This window comes from Haliscomenobacter sp. (assembly GCF_040403615.1).
In the GTDB taxonomy this organism is placed as follows: domain Bacteria; phylum Bacteroidota; class Bacteroidia; order Chitinophagales; family Saprospiraceae; genus Haliscomenobacter.
On the sequence record NZ_JBBAKG010000050.1, the window covers coordinates 21,297 to 42,638 of the forward strand.

At 48.0% G+C, this 21,342-nt stretch carries 15 protein-coding genes; 6 read left to right on the top strand and 9 right to left on the bottom strand.

The features are described 5' to 3' along the window. The first annotated feature begins 61 nt into the window (after positions 1 to 61). A complete protein-coding gene (locus tag ABW391_RS16580; protein ID WP_353483014.1) occupies positions 62 to 460 on the top strand; it encodes an ATP-binding protein in 399 nt (132 codons plus the stop codon). 17 nt (positions 461 to 477) lie between these two features. Next, entirely contained in the window at positions 478 to 957 is a 480-nt protein-coding gene (gene ybeY / locus ABW391_RS16585) for an rRNA maturation RNase YbeY (protein ID WP_353483015.1), read from the top strand. Positions 958 to 963: 6 nt separating this feature from the next. On the opposite strand, the gene ABW391_RS16590 is transcribed toward ybeY, so the two are convergent. The 3 genes from ABW391_RS16590 to ABW391_RS16600 form a co-directional block, all read right to left on the bottom strand. Then, complete coding sequence (locus ABW391_RS16590) at positions 964 to 1,944, bottom strand: ion channel (RefSeq protein WP_353483016.1); 981 nt, start codon at positions 1,942 to 1,944, stop codon at positions 964 to 966. A gap of 249 nt (positions 1,945 to 2,193) precedes the next feature. After that, a complete protein-coding gene (locus ABW391_RS16595) occupies positions 2,194 to 6,579 on the bottom strand; it encodes an alkaline phosphatase PhoX (protein WP_353483017.1) in 4,386 nt (1,461 codons plus the stop codon). Positions 6,580 to 6,793: 214 nt separating this feature from the next. After that, a complete protein-coding gene (locus ABW391_RS16600; RefSeq protein WP_353483018.1) occupies positions 6,794 to 8,278 on the bottom strand; it encodes a Gfo/Idh/MocA family protein in 1,485 nt (494 codons plus the stop codon). A 162-nt stretch (positions 8,279 to 8,440) separates the two neighbouring features. Here ABW391_RS16600 and ABW391_RS16605 point away from each other — a divergent pair, with 162 nt between their 5' ends. Continuing rightward, positions 8,441 to 9,958, top strand: a complete 1,518-nt coding sequence (locus ABW391_RS16605) for a carbon-nitrogen hydrolase family protein (RefSeq protein WP_353483019.1) — start codon at positions 8,441 to 8,443, stop codon at positions 9,956 to 9,958. A 3-nt stretch (positions 9,959 to 9,961) separates the two neighbouring features. On the opposite strand, the gene ABW391_RS16610 is transcribed toward ABW391_RS16605, so the two are convergent. Further along, the gene (locus ABW391_RS16610; protein WP_353483020.1) at positions 9,962 to 11,356 is read right to left on the bottom strand and encodes a 3' terminal RNA ribose 2'-O-methyltransferase Hen1; all 1,395 of its coding nucleotides are present in this window, start codon (positions 11,354 to 11,356) and stop codon (positions 9,962 to 9,964) included. 178 nt (positions 11,357 to 11,534) lie between these two features. Between ABW391_RS16610 and scpA the strand changes: the two genes are divergently transcribed. Then, on the top strand, positions 11,535 to 13,673 hold the full coding sequence (gene scpA, locus ABW391_RS16615; protein ID WP_353483021.1) for a methylmalonyl-CoA mutase: 2,139 nt from the start codon (positions 11,535 to 11,537) through the stop codon (positions 13,671 to 13,673). Between the two features lie 42 nt (positions 13,674 to 13,715). Here scpA and ABW391_RS16620 read toward each other — a convergent pair whose 3' ends face one another. Continuing rightward, positions 13,716 to 14,984: a serine hydrolase domain-containing protein gene (locus ABW391_RS16620; RefSeq protein WP_353483022.1), complete on the bottom strand. Its 1,269-nt coding sequence runs from the start codon at positions 14,982 to 14,984 to the stop codon at positions 13,716 to 13,718. Between the two features lie 42 nt (positions 14,985 to 15,026). After that, positions 15,027 to 15,809, bottom strand: coding sequence for a 3'(2'),5'-bisphosphate nucleotidase CysQ (gene cysQ / locus ABW391_RS16625; RefSeq protein WP_353483023.1), 783 nt, complete (start codon positions 15,807 to 15,809; stop codon positions 15,027 to 15,029). 35 nt (positions 15,810 to 15,844) lie between these two features. Between cysQ and galE the strand changes: the two genes are divergently transcribed. Next, positions 15,845 to 16,858, top strand: a complete 1,014-nt coding sequence (gene galE, locus ABW391_RS16630) for a UDP-glucose 4-epimerase GalE (RefSeq protein WP_353483024.1) — start codon at positions 15,845 to 15,847, stop codon at positions 16,856 to 16,858. 92 nt (positions 16,859 to 16,950) lie between these two features. Here galE and ABW391_RS16635 read toward each other — a convergent pair whose 3' ends face one another. The 3 genes from ABW391_RS16635 to ABW391_RS16645 all read right to left on the bottom strand — a co-directional run bounded on the left by ABW391_RS16635 (position 16,951) and on the right by ABW391_RS16645 (position 20,171). Then, on the bottom strand, positions 16,951 to 18,285 hold the full coding sequence (locus ABW391_RS16635) for a S8 family peptidase (RefSeq protein ID WP_353483025.1): 1,335 nt from the start codon (positions 18,283 to 18,285) through the stop codon (positions 16,951 to 16,953). 373 nt (positions 18,286 to 18,658) lie between these two features. Beyond that, positions 18,659 to 19,561 (bottom strand): alpha/beta hydrolase family protein, encoded by a 903-nt coding sequence (locus ABW391_RS16640; RefSeq protein WP_353483026.1) that lies wholly within the window; start codon positions 19,559 to 19,561, stop codon positions 18,659 to 18,661. A 55-nt stretch (positions 19,562 to 19,616) separates the two neighbouring features. After that, on the bottom strand, positions 19,617 to 20,171 hold the full coding sequence (locus ABW391_RS16645; RefSeq protein ID WP_353483027.1) for a TetR/AcrR family transcriptional regulator: 555 nt from the start codon (positions 20,169 to 20,171) through the stop codon (positions 19,617 to 19,619). Positions 20,172 to 20,464: 293 nt separating this feature from the next. Between ABW391_RS16645 and ABW391_RS16650 the strand changes: the two genes are divergently transcribed. Beyond that, positions 20,465 to 21,205, top strand: a complete 741-nt coding sequence (locus tag ABW391_RS16650) for a DUF4197 domain-containing protein (protein ID WP_353483028.1) — start codon at positions 20,465 to 20,467, stop codon at positions 21,203 to 21,205. Positions 21,206 to 21,342 lie beyond the last annotated feature (137 nt).

A 21,342-nucleotide genomic window follows, 5' to 3' on the forward strand; every position in this document is an offset into this window, starting at 1 on the left:
TGTTACAATTCAGCTTTACCCCACGGGTACTCATTTTTAGACACAAACCTTAATCGAAGTTATGCTGAAATTACCTTCTGATCCGCGCAGCGTCGCCAAAATTGAGTCCTTCTTGGACAAGATGGTAAACAAGTACAAAATCAGTCCTGATCTTTACGGAAACATTCTCATTAGTCTTACCGAAGCAGTCAACAACGCTATTATTCATGGCAACAAGCAGGATGCATCCAAGACCGTACAGGTTCAGATGCACAAATCTGCCGATTGTATTGCGGTAAGGGTTTCTGACGAAGGTCGCGGATTTGATTACAAAAGTTTACCAGATCCTACTCAACCCGAAAACCGCTGTAAATGCGGAGGCCGGGGGGTATTTATGATGCAGCAATTTTCAGATGGCATCCGTTTTTGCGACAATGGTCGCACTGTGGAAATGCAATTTCGCTGCGGCGATAATCGGTAATTTTTCACCAAACCTCTATGGATGATTTTGAACTTTACGATGATATAATTGAAGATGAAGGCCCAAGCGATCCAATTTCTTTTTTTTCAGAAGAAATTGATTTCGAGATCGCCAATCCCGCGCTGTTGCGCCAGTGGGTTGAATCTATTGTTGAGCGCGAAAAAGGAGAATTGAATTTTGTCAATTACATCTTTTGCGCCGACTCCTATTTGCTCAAACTCAATCAGGAGTACCTCAAGCACGATACCCTGACGGATATTATTACTTTCCCATACCACGACCCGCCAATTATTGAAGGCGATGTGTACATCAGCATTGAGCGCATCCGCGAAAATGCCCACCAGTTTGGTGCAACTTTCGAACATGAATTGAATCGTGTGATGATTCATGGCGTGCTACACCTGTGTGGTTATTCTGACAAAACGCCAGAGGACAAGTCAAAAATGACAGAAAAGGAGGATGAGGCTTTGGGCATTTTGCGATCTATAAATGCGTAAAAGATTCTATTGAGATATGGCAAGCTGCGCTGTCAACACCTCCACCTCGTCAATCTTGTCTAACTCCAGTACAGTATGTCCATCTTGTTCATAGTACATCGGTTTGAATTTGCCGTTGCAAATCAAGTCTTTGAACGTGTAGGAGGTTTTGCTGTGTACATTTTGGGCAAAGGTCTCGTCGAAGCCACTGATCAGAATTACAAATTCCGGTTGCATTCTCTCAATTTCCTCGGTTCTCTTGCCATACAAAGGACTGGTCTCTTCAATGGGATGTACGATCGTCCAATTGAGGGGAAAAAGGTTAACTCTCTCCCGAGCCAGAGGCAAGGCAAGAAATTTTCGAGTAAAATTTCCATTCACCTCTTCCAACCAGGACATTGTAACTTTTGCTTCCAGATTGATGATGCTGTTGTTGCGAATATTGGCAATGCGGAACATAAAAGCATACCCATCCAGATAAGGGCTAATCAAGGCATTTTTACTAAACAAAATTCGACCTTTGGGACGTGAAAAACGGGCAAAGAGCAACCCCGTGGCCAGTGCAAAAATCATCAAACCCAGTAAAGCCTCAATGGCTGCAACCGAATTGGCCCAAAAACCCTTGGGACTGAGGTAGCCGTAGCCCACTGTAGTGAGGGTTTGGGCGCTGAAAAAGTACAAATCGGCAAACTTCACCATTTCCGACCCTTCCTCACTGACGCCATTGAATTGATCAACCCCAATGACATAAAACAAGCCTGCAAAAACAAAATTGGCCAGGATATAAAACGCCAACATCATCAGCAGGAATTTTCCCCAAGACATCTCAACTAGGCTTTGGTAAGGTGTCCAGGTCCAGCGTCCCTTTCGCACTACATTGAAACTGCCATCCTGGTTCAATAGCCGTTCTCCTGGGGCGTTTAGCTTGGTGCCAAAGCCCAAGTCACTGCTTTCTTCACGGCGGCGGGGGTCTCTGGCTTTAAAGTTGGGCATGCGCATAATCTTCATGGTTTGGTCAAGGATAAAATAACATGGGAAAAGGAAAAGTTTTGCGCGCAATCGCAAGAGGACAAAAAAAGGGGGCACTTTCAAGCGCCCCCCATATATTTTAGTATTAAGTATGACGCAAAAAATTACTTCCCGATTTTTTTAGAGGGTTTTGAATAGGAAGCTCACTTGAAATGAACCGTTCGACTTCCTATTCAAAACCCAAAATCGGGAAGTTAATTTTTCTGCATTACGAACAACCAAAGTTGATTACTTATTTACCATAATTTTTGCAATCCGAATGCCTTCAACAGAAGACAATTTCAAGATGTGCATGCCTTTTTCTTGTAAGTCAGTTGAAAGGTAGTTTAAGCCACTGTTGGCTTCCACTTTCTGGATTTTTACCAATCTTCCGGCCAAATCAAACACTTCCAGGTTAACTGTTCCAGCTTCTTTCAGGTTGAACTTCATGGTGAAGTTGCCCTGAGTTGGGTTAGGGAATACTTCCAAACCGCCCAACAGAGGCTGAATATCGCGAACTGGTACGGTAGAACCCAGGTTCTCGGAACGTGCTATAACCAATGCCGTAGAACGGTTGAAGGTGATCGTCCGACCAGAAGCATCTCTCATGGTAGCGGTGTTGGTGCTGCTTGGTTCCTGCAAAGACAAGAACATAAATCGGTAGTCTGGAGAGAAGGTAATCCCGGTAGGCTCACAACCAATTGGTGTAGTGGCAAACAACTCAATTTTTGGATTCGCCCGGGTGTGGCCATTGCGTACCAACCAGATGTGATCCTGGCTGCCATCCTGAAGCACATATAAGTTGCCGCGGTCATCGAAAGCCAGGTTGTCGTTTCCAGTTCCCCATGGTTCCAGAATCGCTGATTTGCCATTGTTGATGTAAAATGCATCACCACCACCACCAACAAAAGTTTCAAAACCAGAAACCGTGGTGCCATCATCCTTGAAGCGGTAAATGCGCTCAGAAGGCACCCCTTTTACGCAAAAATACACCATCCCGTCAAGTGTACCAATTTCTACGTCTTCGATACCCGCAAAAGTAGTTGCACCTAGGCTAAGCGCCAAATTGTAGGTATTGTTGCGATCTGCCTGAGTGGTATTGGGTACTTGTATCCATACGCCATTGGGAGAACCTGCTTCACCGTTAGGTAACCCCCCTGTGATTTTTAATACATACAATTTCCCAGCAGAAAGGTCTGCTTTTTTGTCGGCGATGAATTTGTAAACGGCGCCATTACCCGCATCTTCGCCCCAGTATAGAGTAGTGCTGTCTTTTCTAACCACTACATTTTCGTGGCTTGCACGGCCCAAAGCCCAAAGCTTTTGCGGTTTTCCGGTGCCATAATCTCTCACTCGGTTGGTCTTTGGATCAATCTCTACACACCAGCCGAAGTCGATGTAACCATCGTTGTTGGCATCGGTACCCAAACGGGTTTCTTCACAAGTGATGATCGTACCCCAAGGCGTAACCGTACCAGAGCAATTGCCAACGGTACCCGCTACTCCTGAGAAATCTATCGCACGCGAAGTATCTACTCTCCACAATTTGGAGGTCGCGTTGTAGCTCACATCGTACATGCCTACACCGCCTGGGTTGGCTTCGTAGTTGATGGACAAGTGGCCTTTGGTGCTGCTGCCGTTTTCAGGTACATAACCGGTAAAGTCAAAATTCGCGCTAACGTTGCCTCCTAGGGTATACGGATCTCTTGCTTGAACCAATACCTGGAATTTATGAGAAGCCGGGATATTGAACAACTGATTTTTGGTATTTGGCAATACCGATGTAAAGCAGCTGATGTGTGCATCGTTTACACCCACACAACCCGAAGCAGGAGTTGGAATGGAAGGCTGTGCTTTCAATTCCAGGTCAAAAGTCATGTCGGAGCTGGCCAGATCAGATTGGTGTACTTCTACCGAAATGATGTTGGTACCGGCTACCAATACACTTTTTGCTACTACGTAAGGGTAATAATCAGTTTCAGAACCCGTATTTGCTCCTGAGAGAGTACCGTAAGCAACGGCGCCACTTGGCATGTTGCTGCGGGCCACTTCTTTTCCGTTGATGTAAACTACAGCTCCGTCGTCACGGCGCAAGCCAATCAACAGCGAATCGCCAATGGCAGACAAATCAGATACGCTAAAACGCTTGCGGAAATAAGTAGTAATGAACTTGTTGTTTGGATCATCTCCATAGTTCAAGAGCGTTGAAACCGGATCTCCATACCCCAATACCGCCGGGCCATGGATCCAGCCGCCATCATTGAAAGAAAGCGCTTTCCAATCCCCAGATGGTTCTCTTCCTAAATCAAAGGCACTCCAGTTTCCACCTTTGGCAATTGGGAAAGGGACAACTGGAGGCAATGCCTGTTTGCCTACAACCTCCATGTCGAAGGTCAAATCGGCAGCATTCAATTTTGCCAGGTGCAACTCTACGGCAATGGTATTCGTATCGTTGTTGATCAAGGTGTTGGCCACCACAAAACGACGGTATTGCGTCAATTGAGCGCCAGTGGCATCACTTGCAGCCAATGAATCGTATGCAACGCTGCCCGCTTTCATGTTGATGCGCTGTACTTGGGTACCGTTGATGTACACAATGGCACCATCGTTTACCAAAGCATAAAACACCAATGAGTCATAAACTGCGGTGTTGGTCGTTTTGAAGGTATTGCGGAAATAAGTGGTAGCGTTCTTTTTGTTTGGATCAGCACCAAAGCCCAAAGTTGTGGTCAGCGTAGTAACGCCATAGCCCAATTTGCCCCGGCCAAAAGACCAAAGGGTATCTGCTGCATATTTTTTGGCAGTCCAGGGTTTGCCATCCAGTTTTTCGCCTTTGTCGTTGTATTTCCAGTTGGCACCACGTGCAATTGGGAACGATTCAAGTGGGTATTTAGGCAGGGCTTCGGTTGTACCTTCGTCACCTGAATAGTAAACGATGGTCAATTCGGCAGCTTTGCGGGCAGCTTCGGTATCGTCAAAAGAATCAGCAACTCGTTTTCCGGTACCTTTGATGACAAAAGCCATGCTGTTGCCAGCGTTCCAGGCCGCACGATTGATAACTGCTTGAACCAAAGCTTTAAGGTCTGGTGTTTTTTGTGCCGCACCGGCATCTCCAGTCACCCAGGCAGGAATACTTGACCAAAGCACAGAATCTGCAGTCAATGGGCGGGTAGAAATCTTATCCGTAGTGGTAAATGTTCCAGGGTTATCGGCAATTTGGGCGCGCAGGATCAGGTTAGTAGCTTCGGTGTGTGATTCATCCGCGCGGAATTGAATGCTAGCTGAAGCGATATTGGCATTCTTTGGTACTTTGATGCCATTGAAACGAAGACCAATGATTTGCTGGCCACCGCCTTCAGTAGTCATTTCCAAATCGGAGCTACCTACGTCAAAGCCACCAATGTTGGAGCCAGTCACGTATTCTTCCATATCATCAGTAGCATCACTGATGGCAATTTTCGCTTCAACCGGGCGTAGGTATTCGATCACCAATTCAGCCGCTTTGCGGGCAGCTTCGGTATCGTCAAAAGAGTCGGCTACGCGCTTGCCGGTGCCACTTACTACAAAAACCATGGCGTTGCCGCTGGCCCAACCACCTCGGTTGACAACAGTTTGCACCAATTTGGCCAAATCAGGAGTCTGCTGAGCAGCACCAGCATCGCCAGTCACCCAAGCAGGAATGTCTGCCCAACGCACCGAGTCAGTGGTCAATGGGCGAGTGGAAATTTTATCAGTAGTGGTAAAAGTACCAGGGTTATCCGCGTTTTGGGCCTTCAAAATCAGCGTTGTTGCTTCAGTATGGGCTTCATCGGCACGGAACTGAACGTAAGCACGGGTGATCAGCGCTCCTTTTGGCACTTTTACGTCCGAAAAGCGCAAACCGATGATTTGTTTGCCACCCCCTTCGGTCGTCATTTCAAGATCAGAACTTCCCACATCAAAACCACCGATGTTGGAACCGGTTACATATTCCTCCAGATCGTCAGTAGCTGTAGCAATGGGGTTTTTGGCGGAAAGCGGAGTAGTATACTCAATCACCAATTCAGCAGTTTTACGGGCAGCTTCGGTATCGTCAAAAGAATCAGCTACTCTTTTGCCCACACCGCTTACAACAAATACCAGGGAATTCCCAGTGATCCAGCCACTGCGGGCAATCACTTTTTGGATCAAAGCAGTAAGGCTAGGCGTGCGTTGTGCGGCACCAGCATCGCCAGTTACCCAGGCAGGAATGTTGTTCCAGCTTACCGAATCTTTTACCAAAGAGCGGGTAGAGATCTTGTCGGTGGTGGTAAAGGTACCAGGATTGTCGGCATCCTGAATTTTTAGGATCAAGTTGGTTGCCTCCGTATGGGCTTCATCTGCCCGGAACTGGATGTAGGCATTGGTAATGATGGCATTTTTTGGAAGAGTGACGTTGGTGAATCGCAAACCAATGATTTGCTTGCCTCCCCCTTCGGTAGTCATTTCCAAATCGGAACTGCCTACATCGAAACCTCCGATGTTTGAGCCAGTAACGTATTCTTCCAAATCGTCGGTAGCCGCCGCAATACTGGTGCGCAGCACTTTTTGGGCACTCAATTGTCCTGCAAACAGGCAAAGGAGTAGCATCCATACCAGGAGTAATTGTCTTTTCATATAAGGTTGAATTGAAGTTTTATCGATGATCACTTATCGACTGACGAAAGTAATGCTATCATATTAATTGAATGTTTCGGGCTAATTATGATTTGGTTATCTATCTATTAACTCAGCGTTAAAATCAGAACCTATTGTAAAAAAATAGTCCTCCAAATGGCTTGCCACTTGGAGGACTAAAACTCAAATCTCAAAACCTAAAACTTACAACTTCTTATTTAGGCTCCCACCCTGCGCGATAGTTCCGACCCACGAACTGGTTGGCATCTTCAAAGTTGGTGATTTTCATTGCGGTACCGTCCCAGAGCAGTTTCTGGCGGCCATAAAATTCCATGCGGTTGTTGGCTCCCTGACGGCGCAGGTTGTAGCTGCGAATGGCCAGGTTGCCCATCAATACCGTTTCGGTAAGCGGCCCAGAGTAATCGAAGGAAGAAGTCAAGGCCTGGTGTTCTTTGCTTTGGAAACCTGCTTTACAAGCGTTGGTCCAGGAGCGCTGGTGGCCGTATTCTGGCACTGAAGGCGTACCTGCTGGAGGCGGAGGTGTTGGTTGCATCTCCAGTTTGGTGCCATTTTTCAGGTATACCTTGGGTACTAAGCCGTAAGTTCCGCAGGTCATTACGCCTTTGGTACCAATCATGATCACGCCATTGGAGCTGTCATTGTCGCCAATTGGATCACTGGCCGGAATCAAGTCCGGGTGGAAAGGCCGGATGCCGCCATCCGTCCAGGTCATGGTTACCGGAGAATTGTTGCGTTGGGTAGCCGGAAACTTGATCTGTACATGTGAAGACGGTGGGCAGCCTTCAGGAATGTATTCTGGCGTCCAATCTTTGAGAAACACTTGTCCTACACTGCATTCTACCTCAGTAGGGTAACCCAGTCCCAAAACCCGGAAAGCGGGGTCAATTAGGTGACAACCCATATCGCCCAATGCACCTGTGCCAAAATTCCACCAGCCCCGCCATTTGAAAGGGTGGTACAGCGGGTGGTAATCTACGTAATCCGCTGGCCCGATAAATAAGTCCCAGTTCTCTTTGCTCATGCTTTCGGGCAGTGCTGGCTTTTCAGTGGGTAACGGAATGCCTTGTGGCCAAACCGGGCGGTTGGTCCAGATGTATACGGTATGCACTTTGCCTACCAGACCCTTGTCCATCCACTGGAGCATTTGCTGCTGACCAGGGTTGGATGCCCCTTGGTTGCCCATTTGGGTTACCACTTTGTATTTGCGGGCCGCTTCGGTCAGCATCCTGGCTTCACGGATGTTGTGGGTCAATGGCTTTTGTACATAAACGTGTTTGCCCAATTGCATGGCGGCCATAGCGGCAATGCCGTGCACGTGATCGGGTGTAGAAATGGTAACGGCGTCGATGTCGTTTTTCATTTCGTCCAGCATGACGCGGAAGTCGGCATACTTTTTAGCAGTAGGAAATTTGTCCAAACTGGCTTTTGCGCGGGAGAAATCTACATCACAAAGAGCCACCACGTTGTTGGCGCCATTGTCCCAGGCGTTGGCAATGTCGGATGCACCCTTGCCGCCTGCGCCAATTGCTGCGATATTGAGTTTATCACTGGGCGCAATAAATCCGCGCCCCAGCACATGCCTCGGCACGATGGTTAAACCGCCTAAAGCCAAGGCAGCATTTTTGACAAACTTGCGTCGAGAATCACTCGGTGCACTTGTTTTTTTGTTCTTGCTCATGATTAGGTAAAGATTAGTCAAATCAATCGGCTGAATTTATGGATAAACTGGGAATTAAAACAAAAAGCCCCGCGCTTAATTTATTTAAACTTTAGGCCAAGCACACTTTGCTTGCATTAATGGCTGTGCTTAACGTACTTTTGTAACTGAATTTTATATTTTATGAAAATAGAATTGCGCAACCTCCAGTATGAAGATTACTTCATGCAAAAAGACGCCATGATCGAAGCATATGCAGGCATCGGAGGAGATTATTGGCATGAAAGAGACATTCAAACCCTCTTGCGGATTTTCCCTCAAGGTCAGCTCTGTGTCCTGGTGGACGGGAAAGTAGTGGCCTCGGCGTTGTCCATTATCGTCAACTACCGCAAATACGGCGACAACCATACCTTTCAGGGAATCACCGGAGACTACACGTTTTCAACCCATGATGCGAATGGGGATGTATTGTATGGGATTGAAATGTTTGTACATCCCGACTATCGGGGGCTGCGCCTGGGTCGGCGTTTGTACGATGCCCGCAAAGAGCTTTGTGAAAACCTGAACCTTCGTGCAGTCATTGCCGGAGGGCGGATTCCCAACTACAAAAACTTTTCCGAAAGCTTAACGCCCCGCGAATACATTGAAAAAGTAAAACTCAAGGAAATCTATGACCCAACCTTGACCTTTCAGATTTCCAATGGTTTTCACGTCAAAAAGATCCTCAAGAACTACTTGCCAGGAGATACCGAGTCTAAAGAATTTGCCACCCTCTTGGAGTGGAACAATATTTATTACGTAGAAAAAGGGCAACTCATCAACACCCCCAAGCAAGTGGTACGCCTGGGCTTGGTGCAATGGCAAATGCGCTTATTCGACACCTTTGAAGCGCTGGTGGAGCAAGTTGAGTTTTTTGTGGATGCCATCAGTGATTACAAGTCGGATTTTATCCTTTTTCCGGCCATGTTCAATGCCCCTTTGATGGCGGAGTACAACCACCTGGGCGAAGCAAATGCCGTGCGCGAATTGGCCAAATTTACCGAACCGCTGCTCAACAAATTCGTAGAGATGGCCATGGCCTACAACACCAACATCATCACCGGTAGTATGCCCATAGTTGAAAACGGGTCTTTGCTCAACGTGAGCTATGTGTGTAGAAGAGATGGCACCTGGGACGGTTGTTACAAAATTCACCCCGTACCCTCCGAGGAGTCGGCCTGGGGAATGGTAGGCGCCAGTAAAATTAAGGTATTTGATACCGATGCTGGCCGCATCGGCATTTTGATCGATTACGATGTGTGTTTTCCGGAACTGGCGCGCTGGCATTCCCGGCATGGGGTGCAGCTTCTTTTTGTGCCTTTCTTGACCGAAACCCAAAACAGCTACAACCGCATTCGCATTTGCGCCCAATCTCGTGCCATTGAAAACGAATGCTATGTAGCCATTGCAGGTTGCGTTGGTAACTTGCCCAAGGTCAACAATATGGACATTCAGTACGCACAATCGGCCATTTTTACGCCTTCAGATTTTTCATTCCCGAGCAACGGCATCCGCGCAGAAGCAACGCCGAATACGGAAATGACCGTCATCGCCGACGTTGATCTGGAGTTGTTGAAGGAGTTGCACGAGTTTGGCAGTGTGCAGGTGTTCAAAAACCAGCGCAAGGATCTTTACGAAGTAAAATTCAAGAATAAGCAATAACGATTAGTCTGCATTGCGCTTAAATACTGCCATTTGTGAAGCCGATCCTAATTTGGGGTCTTCTTCGCCAATGCCTTCAATACTGGTGGTGTAGCCAAATTTTTCGGATACCTGTGCCGCCCAGTTGGCAAATTCCTGGCGCGTCCATTCAAAACGATGGTCGCGGTGGCGCATTTTGTCTTCAGGCATGGCATAGGTGGCATTGTATTCGCGGTTGGGAGTGGTGATCACCACCGTACCCGGGCGAGCAAACTCAAATACGGCCCGCTCCAATGCCGGAAGGCGCTCCAAATCCAAATGCTCGATAACCTCGATCAAAGCCGCCGCGTCAAATCCTGCCAAACGCCGATCCCGGTAAGTCAAAGCGCTTTGCAACAGCTCAATGCGCTCTTTTTGCTTAGGGGTCATGTCTTTCAGGTACAAACGCCGGGTTGCCACTTGCAGGCTGAAAAAAGAGACGTCTACGCCAATTATGCGGGTAAATTGGCCTTCGCGCAACAACATTTTGAGCAATCGCCCTTCTCCACAACCCAGGTCAAGCACCGTTTTGGCACCAGATGCCTTGAGTACTTCCAGGGCAGCATTCAGGCGCTGTTGGTGCAAGTTGACGGATGGTTCCTCCTCTACTCCCAGGTTGATCGGGGCTTCCTCTACCTCCAATTCTTCTTCAGGAATTAATTTTCCGATGGCCATTTTTGCCAGTATAGCGTTGTTGTTCAGGTATTTTCGCACAATAAAATCTCGCTCGGGGTGATCCTTCAGCCAAACATCACCTTTTTTGAGCAAGACTTCAATGTCTCCACTCGATACGTAGTAGTGCCGTTCTGCGTCAAAAGCGGGCAGCAACACATACAAATGTTGTAAAAGGGTCTGCAAGGGCAATTGATGCAGGAGGGTCAAGGCAAAATAGTTGCTTTCGCCCCATTCCGGAAATTGCTCATCCAAAGGCAGCCGCTCTGCCTGAATGGTGTAGCCCAAAGGCAAAAAAATCCGCTCCAGCAATCCCTGTCCTCCCCTGACTTTGAGTGCAGGGATCTTGACTTCCAGCGGCAGATTCATTTCCAGCCATTCCTCCTTTTCAGTACAGCGGCCATTGAGTGCCGAGGAATACACATTGGAGATGGCCGAGCTGGTAAAAGAAGACGCCACATAAGGCCGATCGTTGACGTAGTGCTGCAAACTCCGGCTTTCTCCAGGCACTTTGAGGCTGCGCACCAGCTCAACCGGATCGATGTCCAGTACCAACACGGCAGTGCAACGCTCATCGGTTGCTTCGGGGAAAAAAACATGGGCTTTTCCTCCTGCGGTGCTGTAGGTCTGCACCTTATCGGGGTGTTTGTGCAGCAAATAGCCAAGATTGGTGGCCGGGTACTGGGTTGTCGAGATGGATAAAAACATGGTTTACAAGTGAATTAGCCGGTTTCGTTTTTTTTGCACCATAATTTAGGATATTATTTTTTGTAAAAAAATATTTTTTCTGACATCTAGCACAAAATCCCTTTCCTTCAATGACATCCCTCACTTGGGCATCCCGCCAAAATCCCTTAATTTGCCGCTTAGACCAAATTACTGCCTTATGGCTCGCCCTGATTTTCGCAATATTTCCCTTGACCTGACCCTAAATGGCGACAGCCCCACCCTGGAGCAAGCCGACCCCTGGCTCAGTCCGGAAAAAATACCCGTCAAATCCATTTATGATCCAACGGATCTGATCGGAATGCAACACTTGCGTTATGCAGCAGGCATTCCACCTTATTTGCGTGGGCCATACGCCAGCATGTACACCATCCGTCCCTGGACGATTCGGCAATATGCTGGATTCTCGACTGCGGAAGAAAGCAACGCCTTTTACCGTCGCAACCTGGCTCAAGGCCAAAAAGGACTGTCGGTTGCTTTTGACCTGGCTACCCACCGGGGCTACGACTCCGATCATGAACGGGTACAAGGCGACGTAGGCAAGGCAGGGGTGGCCATTGATAGTGTAGAGGACATGAAAATCCTTTTCGATCAGATTCCTCTGGCCGATATGTCGGTTTCGATGACCATGAATGGCGCGGTCATTCCCATCATGGCTTTTTACATCGTCGCGGCTGAAGAGCAAGGTGTGGCGCCAGAGCAGTTGATTGGTACCATCCAAAACGACATCCTCAAGGAGTTCATGGTGCGCAATACTTACATTTATCCCCCCGAGCAGTCGATGCGCATCATCGCAGATGTGTTTGAGTATACGGCGCAACACATGCCCAAGTTCAACTCCATTTCCATCAGTGGCTACCACATGCAGGAAGCTGGCGCACCCGCCGATCTGGAATTGGCTTACACCCTGGCCGACGGCTGGGAATACTTGCGGACTGGGGTAAAGGCTGGCTTGGACATCGACGACTTTGCCCCGCGGCTCTCCTTCTTTTGGGCCATCGGGATGAATCATTTTATGGAAATTGCCAAGATGCGCGCGGGGCGCTTGTTGTGGTCAAAAATCGTACAGCAATTTCAACCCAAAGACCCCAAATCGATGGCGTTGCGCACCCATTGTCAAACTTCCGGCTGGAGTCTTACCGAACAAGATCCTTTCAACAACGTAGCCCGCACCACCATCGAAGCACTGGCAGCAGTGCTAGGCGGAACACAATCCCTGCACACCAACTCGCTGGATGAGGCCATTGCCTTGCCCACCGATTTTTCGGCCAAAATTGCACGCGACACCCAAATTTACCTGCAAAAAGAGACCGACATTTGCAAAGCGGTAGATCCCTGGGCAGGCAGTTATTTTGTGGAATACCTAACCGATCAATTGGCCAACCGCGCTTGGGAACTGATTGAAGAAGTAGAAGCCTTGGGCGGCATGGCCAAGGCCATCGAAGCTGGATTGCCCAAGTTGCGCATCGAAGAGGCCGCTGCCCGCAAGCAAGCCCGCATCGATAGCGGCAAAGACCAAATTGTAGGTGTAAATGTATTCCGCCTGGAACACGAAGCGCCAATCGATATCCTGGATGTAGACAATGCTGCGGTGCGCGATGCCCAAATTCGCCGCATTCAGGCTACCAAAAGTCAGCGCGATGAAGCGGCGTGTCAGGCAGCTTTGGCCAAACTGAAGCGTTGTGCGCAAGGCGAAGCGGGCAACTTGCTGACCATCGCCGTAGAATGTGCCCGCTTGAGGGCTACCCTGGGCGAAATATCCTGGGCCATGGAGGAGGTTTTTGGCCGCTATACGCCTGTAACCCGTACCGTATCGGGCGTTTACCGCAGCGAGTCGGGTACAGATGAAAACTTTCGCGAAGCGCAGGCATTGGCCGATCAATTTGCGGAGCTGGATGGCCGCCGACCCCGCATCATGATTGCCAAATTGGGGCAAGATGGCCACGACCGCGGGGCCAAAGTCATTGCCACCAGCTTTGCCGATCTGGGTTTTGATGTAGACATAGGCCCCTTGTTTCAAACACCCGCCGAAGCGGCCCGACAAGCGGTGGAAAACGACGTCCATATTCTGGGCATCTCCTCTCTGGCGGCTGGCCACAAAACACTGGTACCACAAACCATCGCCGAGTTGGAAAAACTGGGCCGCGATGACATCATGGTGGTGGTTGGCGGAGTGATTCCGGCTCAGGATTATGAATTTCTGTACGCGCAAGGCGTGGCGGGGATTTTTGGCCCAGGAACGAAGATCTCGAAGGCGGCGGCGGAGTTGTTGAAGTTGTTGATTGAGATGGTGGGGTGAGCATGAATTGTGCAACGGAGCGTTGCACAATTCATGCTGAGATCATTTCAGCGCCTGATACACCGCCACCTTAAACTTTTCCTGCATTTCACCCCAATGTGCGCTACTCGGCAATTGCTGGGTCATCAGCAAATAAATCAGGTTTTCTTTAGGATCAGCCCAGTAAGCGGTGGCGAATGCGCCGCCCCAGGAAAAGGTACCAACGCTGGCGTAATCATCAGCTTTGGCGGCAGTGGTGATTCCGAATCCCAATCCGAAAGCACCGTCGCCCCACAATTTTCCGATCTGGTTGCTGGTCATCATTTCTACGGTGCGTGGAGAAAGCAGGGTGACGCCGTTGTACTTTCCTTTATTCAATAGCATTTGCAGAAAAATGGCATAGTCGTACGCCGTTGAAGAGAGGCCACCTCCGCCGGAGAAGTAAGTTTTTTTCTGATTGGGAAAATCAGCGGAAACGTTGAAACTCTCAGGCAACTTGAAGAATTTTCCCAGCGAATCTTGCGTATAAATCACCGTGAGGCGACTATGCTTTTCAGCGGGCAGGTTGAAATAGGAGTCTTTCATGCCCAGGGGCGCAAAGATGCGTTTTTGGAAAAACGTTTCCAGATCCATTCCACTCACCACCTCGATCACGCGGCCTAATACATCGGTGCTGAGGCTATAATTCCAGCGCTCGCCGGGTTGGTATTCCAGTGGTAAGGCACCCAGACGTGTCATGGCATCACCCAGGTTATTTTTCATTTCTCCTACGCCAGCAGTAATGTTGTTTTTGGCATAAATGGCCTGCATCGCAGGACTACCGATTGTCGCATAACCCAATCCCGAGGTATGGGTCAGCAAGTCTTTGATGGTAATGTCCCTCTTGGCAGGTACCGTTGTGTAGCTCGAGTCCTTTTCATTGAATTTGGCCAATACGCTCGGTTTTTTGAAAGAAGGAATGAACTTGTACAATGGGTCGCTGAGCAAGATTTTTCCTTCTTCCATCAGCAGCATGATGCCTACGCTGGTGATGGCTTTGGTTTGGGAAGCGATGCGAAAAATCCCATCCTTGGCCATGGGCTTTTTGGTGTCGAGGTCATCCAGTCCATAGCCCTGGTATTGAATCACCTGGCCGTCTTTGACCACCAGGGTTACGGCGCCAACCAGCTTTTTTTGTTGCACGTAGTCATTGATCAAATTATCGATGCGCTTGAGGCGTTCGTAATTGACTTTAAGGCTCGGTTTTGCCGCAGGCTGAATAACCTGCGCTTGAACCACAACGCTCACTAAGCAAAACAAGAAGAGGATTAGGTTTTTTTTGAGGGCAAGCATAGATGAGGATTTAAACCATGATGGAATAGCTATAAAAATAGACTATTTTTTCAAGTCCCCGTATGCGACAAAGTAGGGATTCAACAAATTTTCCTTGTTGTACCGCAAAGGCGCATTGGTGTTTTGATCAATTACCTGGCCGCCAGCCTCTTCCAGGATGATTTGAGCCGCACCCGTATCCCATTCCATGGTTGGGGCCATGCGGGGATACACCTGGGCCTGCCCCAAAGCAATGAGCAAAAACTTGAGAGAACTGCCCCGGGATACCAATTCGGGTTGATCTAGTTGCTGGATAAATGCTTCTGTTTCAGTGTTCATATGAGAGCGGGAAGAGATGACCTTGAGTCCCGTATCGGACATGGTGAAGGGCAGTGCCTGGAGGCGTTGTACCATGCCGTTTTTTTCTTTGAATGCGCCGCCCCCTTTGGTTGCGTAATACATTTCGTCAAACACCGGGATGTACACCACACCCAGTTCGATTTCGCCTGCGTTAATCAAAGCAATGTTGACCGTAAAATCGCCGTTGCGTTTGAGGAACTCTTTGGTACCATCCAGTGGATCGACCAACCAGGCTTTGGTGAAATGCTGCCTTTCTGTGTAAGGGATTTGTTGATTTTCCTCCGAAATGATCGGAAATTGCACGGGAAGAGCCTCCAGTGCACTACAAATAATTGCGTTGGCCCGGCGATCGGCAATGGTGAGTGGCGAAGAATCGGCTTTGTGTTCTACCTGAAAATCAGCCTCCTGTGCATAGATGTCCAGGATAGTGGCACCGGCTTGGCGGGCAATCTGGGTTATTTCGGCAATTAGTTGCACATTGTTCATATAATAACTATTTTTAAGTCGTAAAAATAATACAAATGAGCAAGATTTTAGTAACCGGTGGCTGTGGCTACATCGGAAGCCACACTTTGGTGGATTTGATAGACAACGGTTTCGAGGTCGTAGCCGCAGACAGCCTGATCAATGCCTCGGACGGCATTTTGGAAGGCGTTAAGGCCATCACCGGAAAAACCGTTCAAAACTATCCCGTCGACCTTTGTGACAAGGCCGCAACCCGCAGTGTTTTTGAAGCCAACCCCGACATTTCAGGCGTCATTCATTTTGCGGCGCTAAAGTACGTCGGAGAAAGCGTAGAAAAACCCCTTCTTTATTTTCGCAACAACCTGGACAGCTTGCTCAATGTCCTGGAGTGCATGGTGGAATTCGGCGTAAAGAACATCATTTTTTCTTCTTCTTGTTCGGTTTATGGCAATGCTACGGAATTGCCGGTTACCGAAAGCACCCCTTTTCAAACCGCGGAATCGCCTTATGCGCGCACCAAACAAATGGGCGAGCAAATCCTGTATGACGTTTGTTTTCACGAAAAAGGCATCAATGCCGTGATCTTGCGTTACTTCAATCCTGGAGGAGCGCATGAAAGTACCCTGATTGGCGAAGCCCCTACTGCCGCAACCAACCTGGTACCCGTCATCACCGAAACAGCAATCGGCAAACGCAAAAGCATGACCGTGTTTGGCAACGATTATCCCACCCGCGATGGCAGTTGCGTCCGCGATTACATTCACGTAATGGATCTGGCCAATGCACATACCAAAGCGATCCAATACTTGTTGGCCAACCAACAGGAAAGCAATTGCGAGATCTTCAATCTTGGCATCGGCGAAGGGGTGACGGTATTGGAAGCCATCTATGCTTTTGAAGCGGTATCGGGACTTCAATTGAACTACGAAATTGGGCCGCGCCGCGCCGGTGATGTAGTGGCCATTTATGCCAACAACAACCTGGCAACCTCGCGTTTGGGCTGGATGGCCCAGCGCAACATCAGCGACATCATGCGGACAGCCTGGGCCTGGGAACAGAAAAGAAGGTAGCCACTGGCTGAAGTGTACATATAAAAAGAGGCTTGGTTTTCATGATGAAAACCAAGCCTCTTTTTATGTGTACAATAATCCGCTCACGTTGATTAGAATCCACTAACATTTAGACGTCCGTTAGAAACACACTTGCCACTTAAAGAAGGTGTTGCTACGGCACTATTCATAATGGCGTCTTTGATTTGAGCTGCTGTTGCACTTGGATTAGAAGCCTTGTACAGGGCCGCTGCACCCGATACGTGCGGAGTAGCCATGGATGTACCATTGTAGCTGGCATAACTAGCGACCACTTTTCCTTTAGAGCTTACTGGGACCGTAGACCAAATCCCAGAACCAGGCGCACCAATATCTACGGTGGTAGCTCCGTACTGAGAGTAGCTGGCAAGCGCTCCGGTATTGGTAATTGCAGCAACCGCGATGATGTTGGCACTAGTATAGCCAGAAGGGTAACTTGCGGTTGCATCATTATTGGTACCACTGTTTCCTGCCGCCGCAATGAACAGGATACCCGCACCGTTCGCACGGTCAATGGCGTCTTTCAACGCTTGAGAGAAACCACCACCACCCCAGGAGTTATTGGTGGCTACAATGTTGACCGGATTGACAGCCCTTGTTTTAAGGTTGGTAAAGTAATCTACCGCCTTGATGGCGTTGGCGGTTGTACCACCTTGACTACCGAGGAATTTGGCGTTCAACAATTTCACATTCCAGCATACGCCGGCTACTCCAACACCATTGCCACCTACACCACCAATGGTACCGGCAACGTGCGTGCCGTGATCATCTCCTGCGCCGTCAAATACAGAACTGTTGTTGCCATCAAAATCCCAGCCATATACATCATCGACTAAGCCATTGCCATCATCGTCAACCCCGTTGCCGGCTGTTTCACCAGGATTGGTTCCAGCATTGGCCGCCAAATCCGGGTGCGTATACATGTAGCCCTCATCAATGATGCCGATGTAAACGGTGCTAGATCCCGTTTTTCCTGCTGCCCAAGCTTCACCCGCTTGAGAACCGAACTGGTTAGCGGGGGAAGTCGCATCGCCATACATACCCCAAAGTGAACCGTTGGTGTAGTAGGTATCATTGGAAGTTGCAAAGTGGTTGTAGATGTAATTGGGCTCCGCGTATTCAATTTCCGATCCATTGATGCGACTAATGGCATCCAGGGCATTCATGGAAGTGCGGATCACCTGAATACCCTCAGTTAGGTTGGCTCTTTTCATTGCCGCAGTAAGGATGGTTTCTTTAACACTTCCATTAACCTTTGCCAGCGCCTGTGATTTGCCAGCAGTAGAAGTGCCTTCTTTAAATTTTACCAGAAATTCATTGGGAACATGATCCCCCGCGGCAGCACCGACCGCAGCATCAACTGCAGTAGTAGGCAGTGTCCGGGTTACGTCGTCATCGCTTTTTGACATCCATTGAAAATTCCGGCGATCACCATAAAGGCAATCAGGGATTTGGCTAGGTTGGTAAACATCAAGTTTTTCATACTAGAACCGTGGTAATTTGTGAATAATATTCTAAATTAGAAGTGATTCCTAAAAGCGTTGGTTTTTCTATGTCATTTTTATGTCATTAAAACACCCCCCATATGAATATAGTTTTATTTATATATTTAAACATAATACACATAACAGATTTAAGCCTTAAGTTGACCAAAGAAACAGCTGGCTTTACTCCTCCATTGGCTGCCCAGATGTTTGGTTATGTGGGCCTCGCCTTAATACACTGCTTTCACTAGCAGGTTTTCAGCATATTTTAGGATTTAAAGGTTTAAGTGCTAGAATCTTACAACATCCGTTGTAAGGCGCCCAATATTTCTAACCACAGTGACTTTTTGAATTGTGACTTAAACAGCCCATGGTGCTCAATTTTTTTTACATTCCAATCTTCCGGGCGCCATTGGGTGAAGCCAATTCCCGCCTGACTTTTGACATGTTGCCAAAAACGCGGTACGGATCGTGCATTTGAAATGGGATCATCGCTGGCCCAAAAAACGTGAATGGGGAACGGTATCTGGTCGTATGCACCAATGGGTACTGTTTTTCCGTAAAATTTTGGATCGAAATAATGATCAGGTTTTCCGCACCAGGCTCGCCACTGCATTACGATTCTGCCTGGCAAATCCTCCATGATCCTGAACCGCTTGGCGGCTACATAGCCCCAAAGGGCGATGCTAAGGGGGGCAAACAGGTAGAAGAAATAGTAACTCTTCAATCGATAAGACCAAGGCATATATGGCAGGTATCCAACCGAGGTAGCAAAACAAACCATGCCTTTCACCAGGTGTAAATTGGGCATTAATCCTACTTTTAGACCTCCCACGCTGTGTCCAAAAATCAGTTTGGGCAAGGCTGGAAAGCGGGTATCCAGATAATTCAACACCGCAGGCATGTCTTGTTGCCCGTAGTCCAGGTACGAATAATTGCAATGCCGCATGGTTGCGGGAGCGGATTCGCAAGTACCCCGGTAATCGTATACGACCGTGGCAAAACCATGCTCTGCCAGGAAATGCGCGATGGGCAAGTAAAACTCTTTCTTGAAAGCGGTACCGCCGCTCAGCATCAGCGCGGCCTTTGGTTCATTGGGTACACAAAGAATTGCGGCCAGAGTAACTCCGTCGGCACAGGTTATGCTCAATTTTTCACTGCTGGTTTTGGGTTGATTTGAGGTTGGAATAGGGTTCATCATGGTTTAAGTGTTTTTAATTTATTGATCGTTCGTTAAATTAAAGGAGCAAAAAAAATTATACCGCAAGCCGTTGAAGCGCTTGCAGGAGATAAGTTTTTTCACCAAAGATGCGGGTCAGCAGAATGGCACCTTCTATTTCCTGTACGGCACGTACGGCCAGTAATCGAGCTTCTGATTCGGGGTGCTTTTCGGCATAGATTGCACCAAGGTGTTCGATAAACGTGCTAAAAAAGGTACGCACCACCGGCATGAAAGCATAATCTTTGCCCACCGATTCCAGGGCGGTATTGGCCATCAGGCAGCCGTTGGAAAAGCCATCCAGGTCGTAAAAGCGTTCAATTTTGGTAGCCAGTTTTTGGAGTTTACCAGCAGTGTCCAGTTCTGGATTCTCCTCAATTCGCTTGAGCAATTGCGTAAATTGTGCCAACATGTACAACAGGATTTCCTTCATCAGGTCTTCCTTGTCTTTGAAATAATAGTAGAAATGAGATTTGTGCATGCCCAATGCTGAAGCCAAGTCACCGATGCTGGTATCGTGGTAGCCTTTCTGCCAAATCAAGCGCATTGATTTTTGCAGTATTTCCTCCTTACTGGTTTTGATGGTGGGCATATTTGGTATTTACGGCCATAAATATATTGAACAATCGTTAAAATAAAAAGTATTTGGTCTGGTAATTGCAAAAAAGGCATTAAGTATGACGCAAAAAATAACTTCCCGATTTTTTTAGAGGCTTTTGAATAGGAACCTCACTTGAAATGAACCGTTCGATTTCCTATTCAAAACCCAAAATCGGGAAGTTATTTTTTCTACGTTATTAAAGAAACGTTAAAGCCCCATTTTGTCTGCTCCTTCAGCGTACCGCTGCCGTCATAATATCGTTATCATTCAAAAAACAGAAAACCATGAGCGGACGTTACCTCGTTTTGTTGCCCCTTTTGACCTGGGGTATTTTGAACAACCAGGCAGAAGCCCAGTTGGGTGGCTTGATCAATAAAGCCAAAAATACAGTTTTGGGCAAAAGCGGCGATCTGAGTGCAGATGAAGCCGGATCGGGTTTGAAAGAAGCCCTGAATGTTGGGGTTGATCAAGCGGTGAGCTTCCTTTCAGCCAAGGATGGCTACTATGCCAGTGCCTACAAAATTTTGTTGCCCGAAGAAGCCAAAACCATGGCAGCCAAGCTGAAGGTCATCCCTGGATTCTCCAAGTTTGAAGAGGATTTACTGGAAAAAATGAACCGCGCCGCAGAAGATGCCGCTGCTCAGGCCAAGCCCATTTTTGTGAATGCCATCAAACAGATGACTTTCCAGGATGCGTTGAACATTCTGATGGGTGAAAAAAATGCCGCTACGCAATATTTGCAGCGTACCACTACCACCCAATTGACTGCTGCGTTTATACCCGTCATCCAAACTTCGCTGGACAAATTCAAAGCCCGTGAATATTGGACCAGCGCAGTTACGGCTTACAACAAAATTCCCCTAGTGAAAAAAATGAATCCGGAACTGGATAAATACGTGACCGAAAAATCCTTGATCGGCATGTTTCAACTGGTGGAGAAAAAAGAATTGGACATTCGTCAAAACGTAGATTCGCGGGGGAGTGACCTGCTGAAGAAGGTTTTTGCGAAGCAAGACAAGAAGTAGAATTATAAGTTATGAGCTATGAATTATGAGTTATGACAACAACACTCATAACCTAAATTCATTTTTCAGAATTTTAGACCCTGGCATAAAAACAAAGAGGCCGCCCGACTGGGCGGCCTCGAATGCCAATTGTAATT

What these genes read in the sequence shown, in the direction of transcription:
- ABW391_RS16580 (WP_353483014.1), top strand. Translation starts at nt 62, where the DNA reads ATGCTGAAATTACCTTCTGATCCGCGCAGCGTCGCCAAAATTGAGTCC.
- ybeY (WP_353483015.1), top strand. Translation starts at nt 478, where the DNA reads ATGGATGATTTTGAACTTTACGATGATATAATTGAAGATGAAGGCCCA.
- ABW391_RS16590 (WP_353483016.1), bottom strand. Translation starts at nt 1,944, where the DNA reads ATGAAGATTATGCGCATGCCCAACTTTAAAGCCAGAGACCCCCGCCGC.
- ABW391_RS16595 (WP_353483017.1), bottom strand. Translation starts at nt 6,579, where the DNA reads ATGAAAAGACAATTACTCCTGGTATGGATGCTACTCCTTTGCCTGTTT.
- ABW391_RS16600 (WP_353483018.1), bottom strand. Translation starts at nt 8,278, where the DNA reads ATGAGCAAGAACAAAAAAACAAGTGCACCGAGTGATTCTCGACGCAAG.
- ABW391_RS16605 (WP_353483019.1), top strand. Translation starts at nt 8,441, where the DNA reads ATGAAAATAGAATTGCGCAACCTCCAGTATGAAGATTACTTCATGCAA.
- ABW391_RS16610 (WP_353483020.1), bottom strand. Translation starts at nt 11,356, where the DNA reads ATGTTTTTATCCATCTCGACAACCCAGTACCCGGCCACCAATCTTGGC.
- scpA (WP_353483021.1), top strand. Translation starts at nt 11,535, where the DNA reads ATGGCTCGCCCTGATTTTCGCAATATTTCCCTTGACCTGACCCTAAAT.
- ABW391_RS16620 (WP_353483022.1), bottom strand. Translation starts at nt 14,984, where the DNA reads ATGCTTGCCCTCAAAAAAAACCTAATCCTCTTCTTGTTTTGCTTAGTG.
- cysQ (WP_353483023.1), bottom strand. Translation starts at nt 15,809, where the DNA reads ATGAACAATGTGCAACTAATTGCCGAAATAACCCAGATTGCCCGCCAA.
- galE (WP_353483024.1), top strand. Translation starts at nt 15,845, where the DNA reads ATGAGCAAGATTTTAGTAACCGGTGGCTGTGGCTACATCGGAAGCCAC.
- ABW391_RS16635 (WP_353483025.1), bottom strand. Translation starts at nt 18,285, where the DNA reads ATGTCAAAAAGCGATGACGACGTAACCCGGACACTGCCTACTACTGCA.
- ABW391_RS16640 (WP_353483026.1), bottom strand. Translation starts at nt 19,561, where the DNA reads ATGATGAACCCTATTCCAACCTCAAATCAACCCAAAACCAGCAGTGAA.
- ABW391_RS16645 (WP_353483027.1), bottom strand. Translation starts at nt 20,171, where the DNA reads ATGCCCACCATCAAAACCAGTAAGGAGGAAATACTGCAAAAATCAATG.
- ABW391_RS16650 (WP_353483028.1), top strand. Translation starts at nt 20,465, where the DNA reads ATGAGCGGACGTTACCTCGTTTTGTTGCCCCTTTTGACCTGGGGTATT.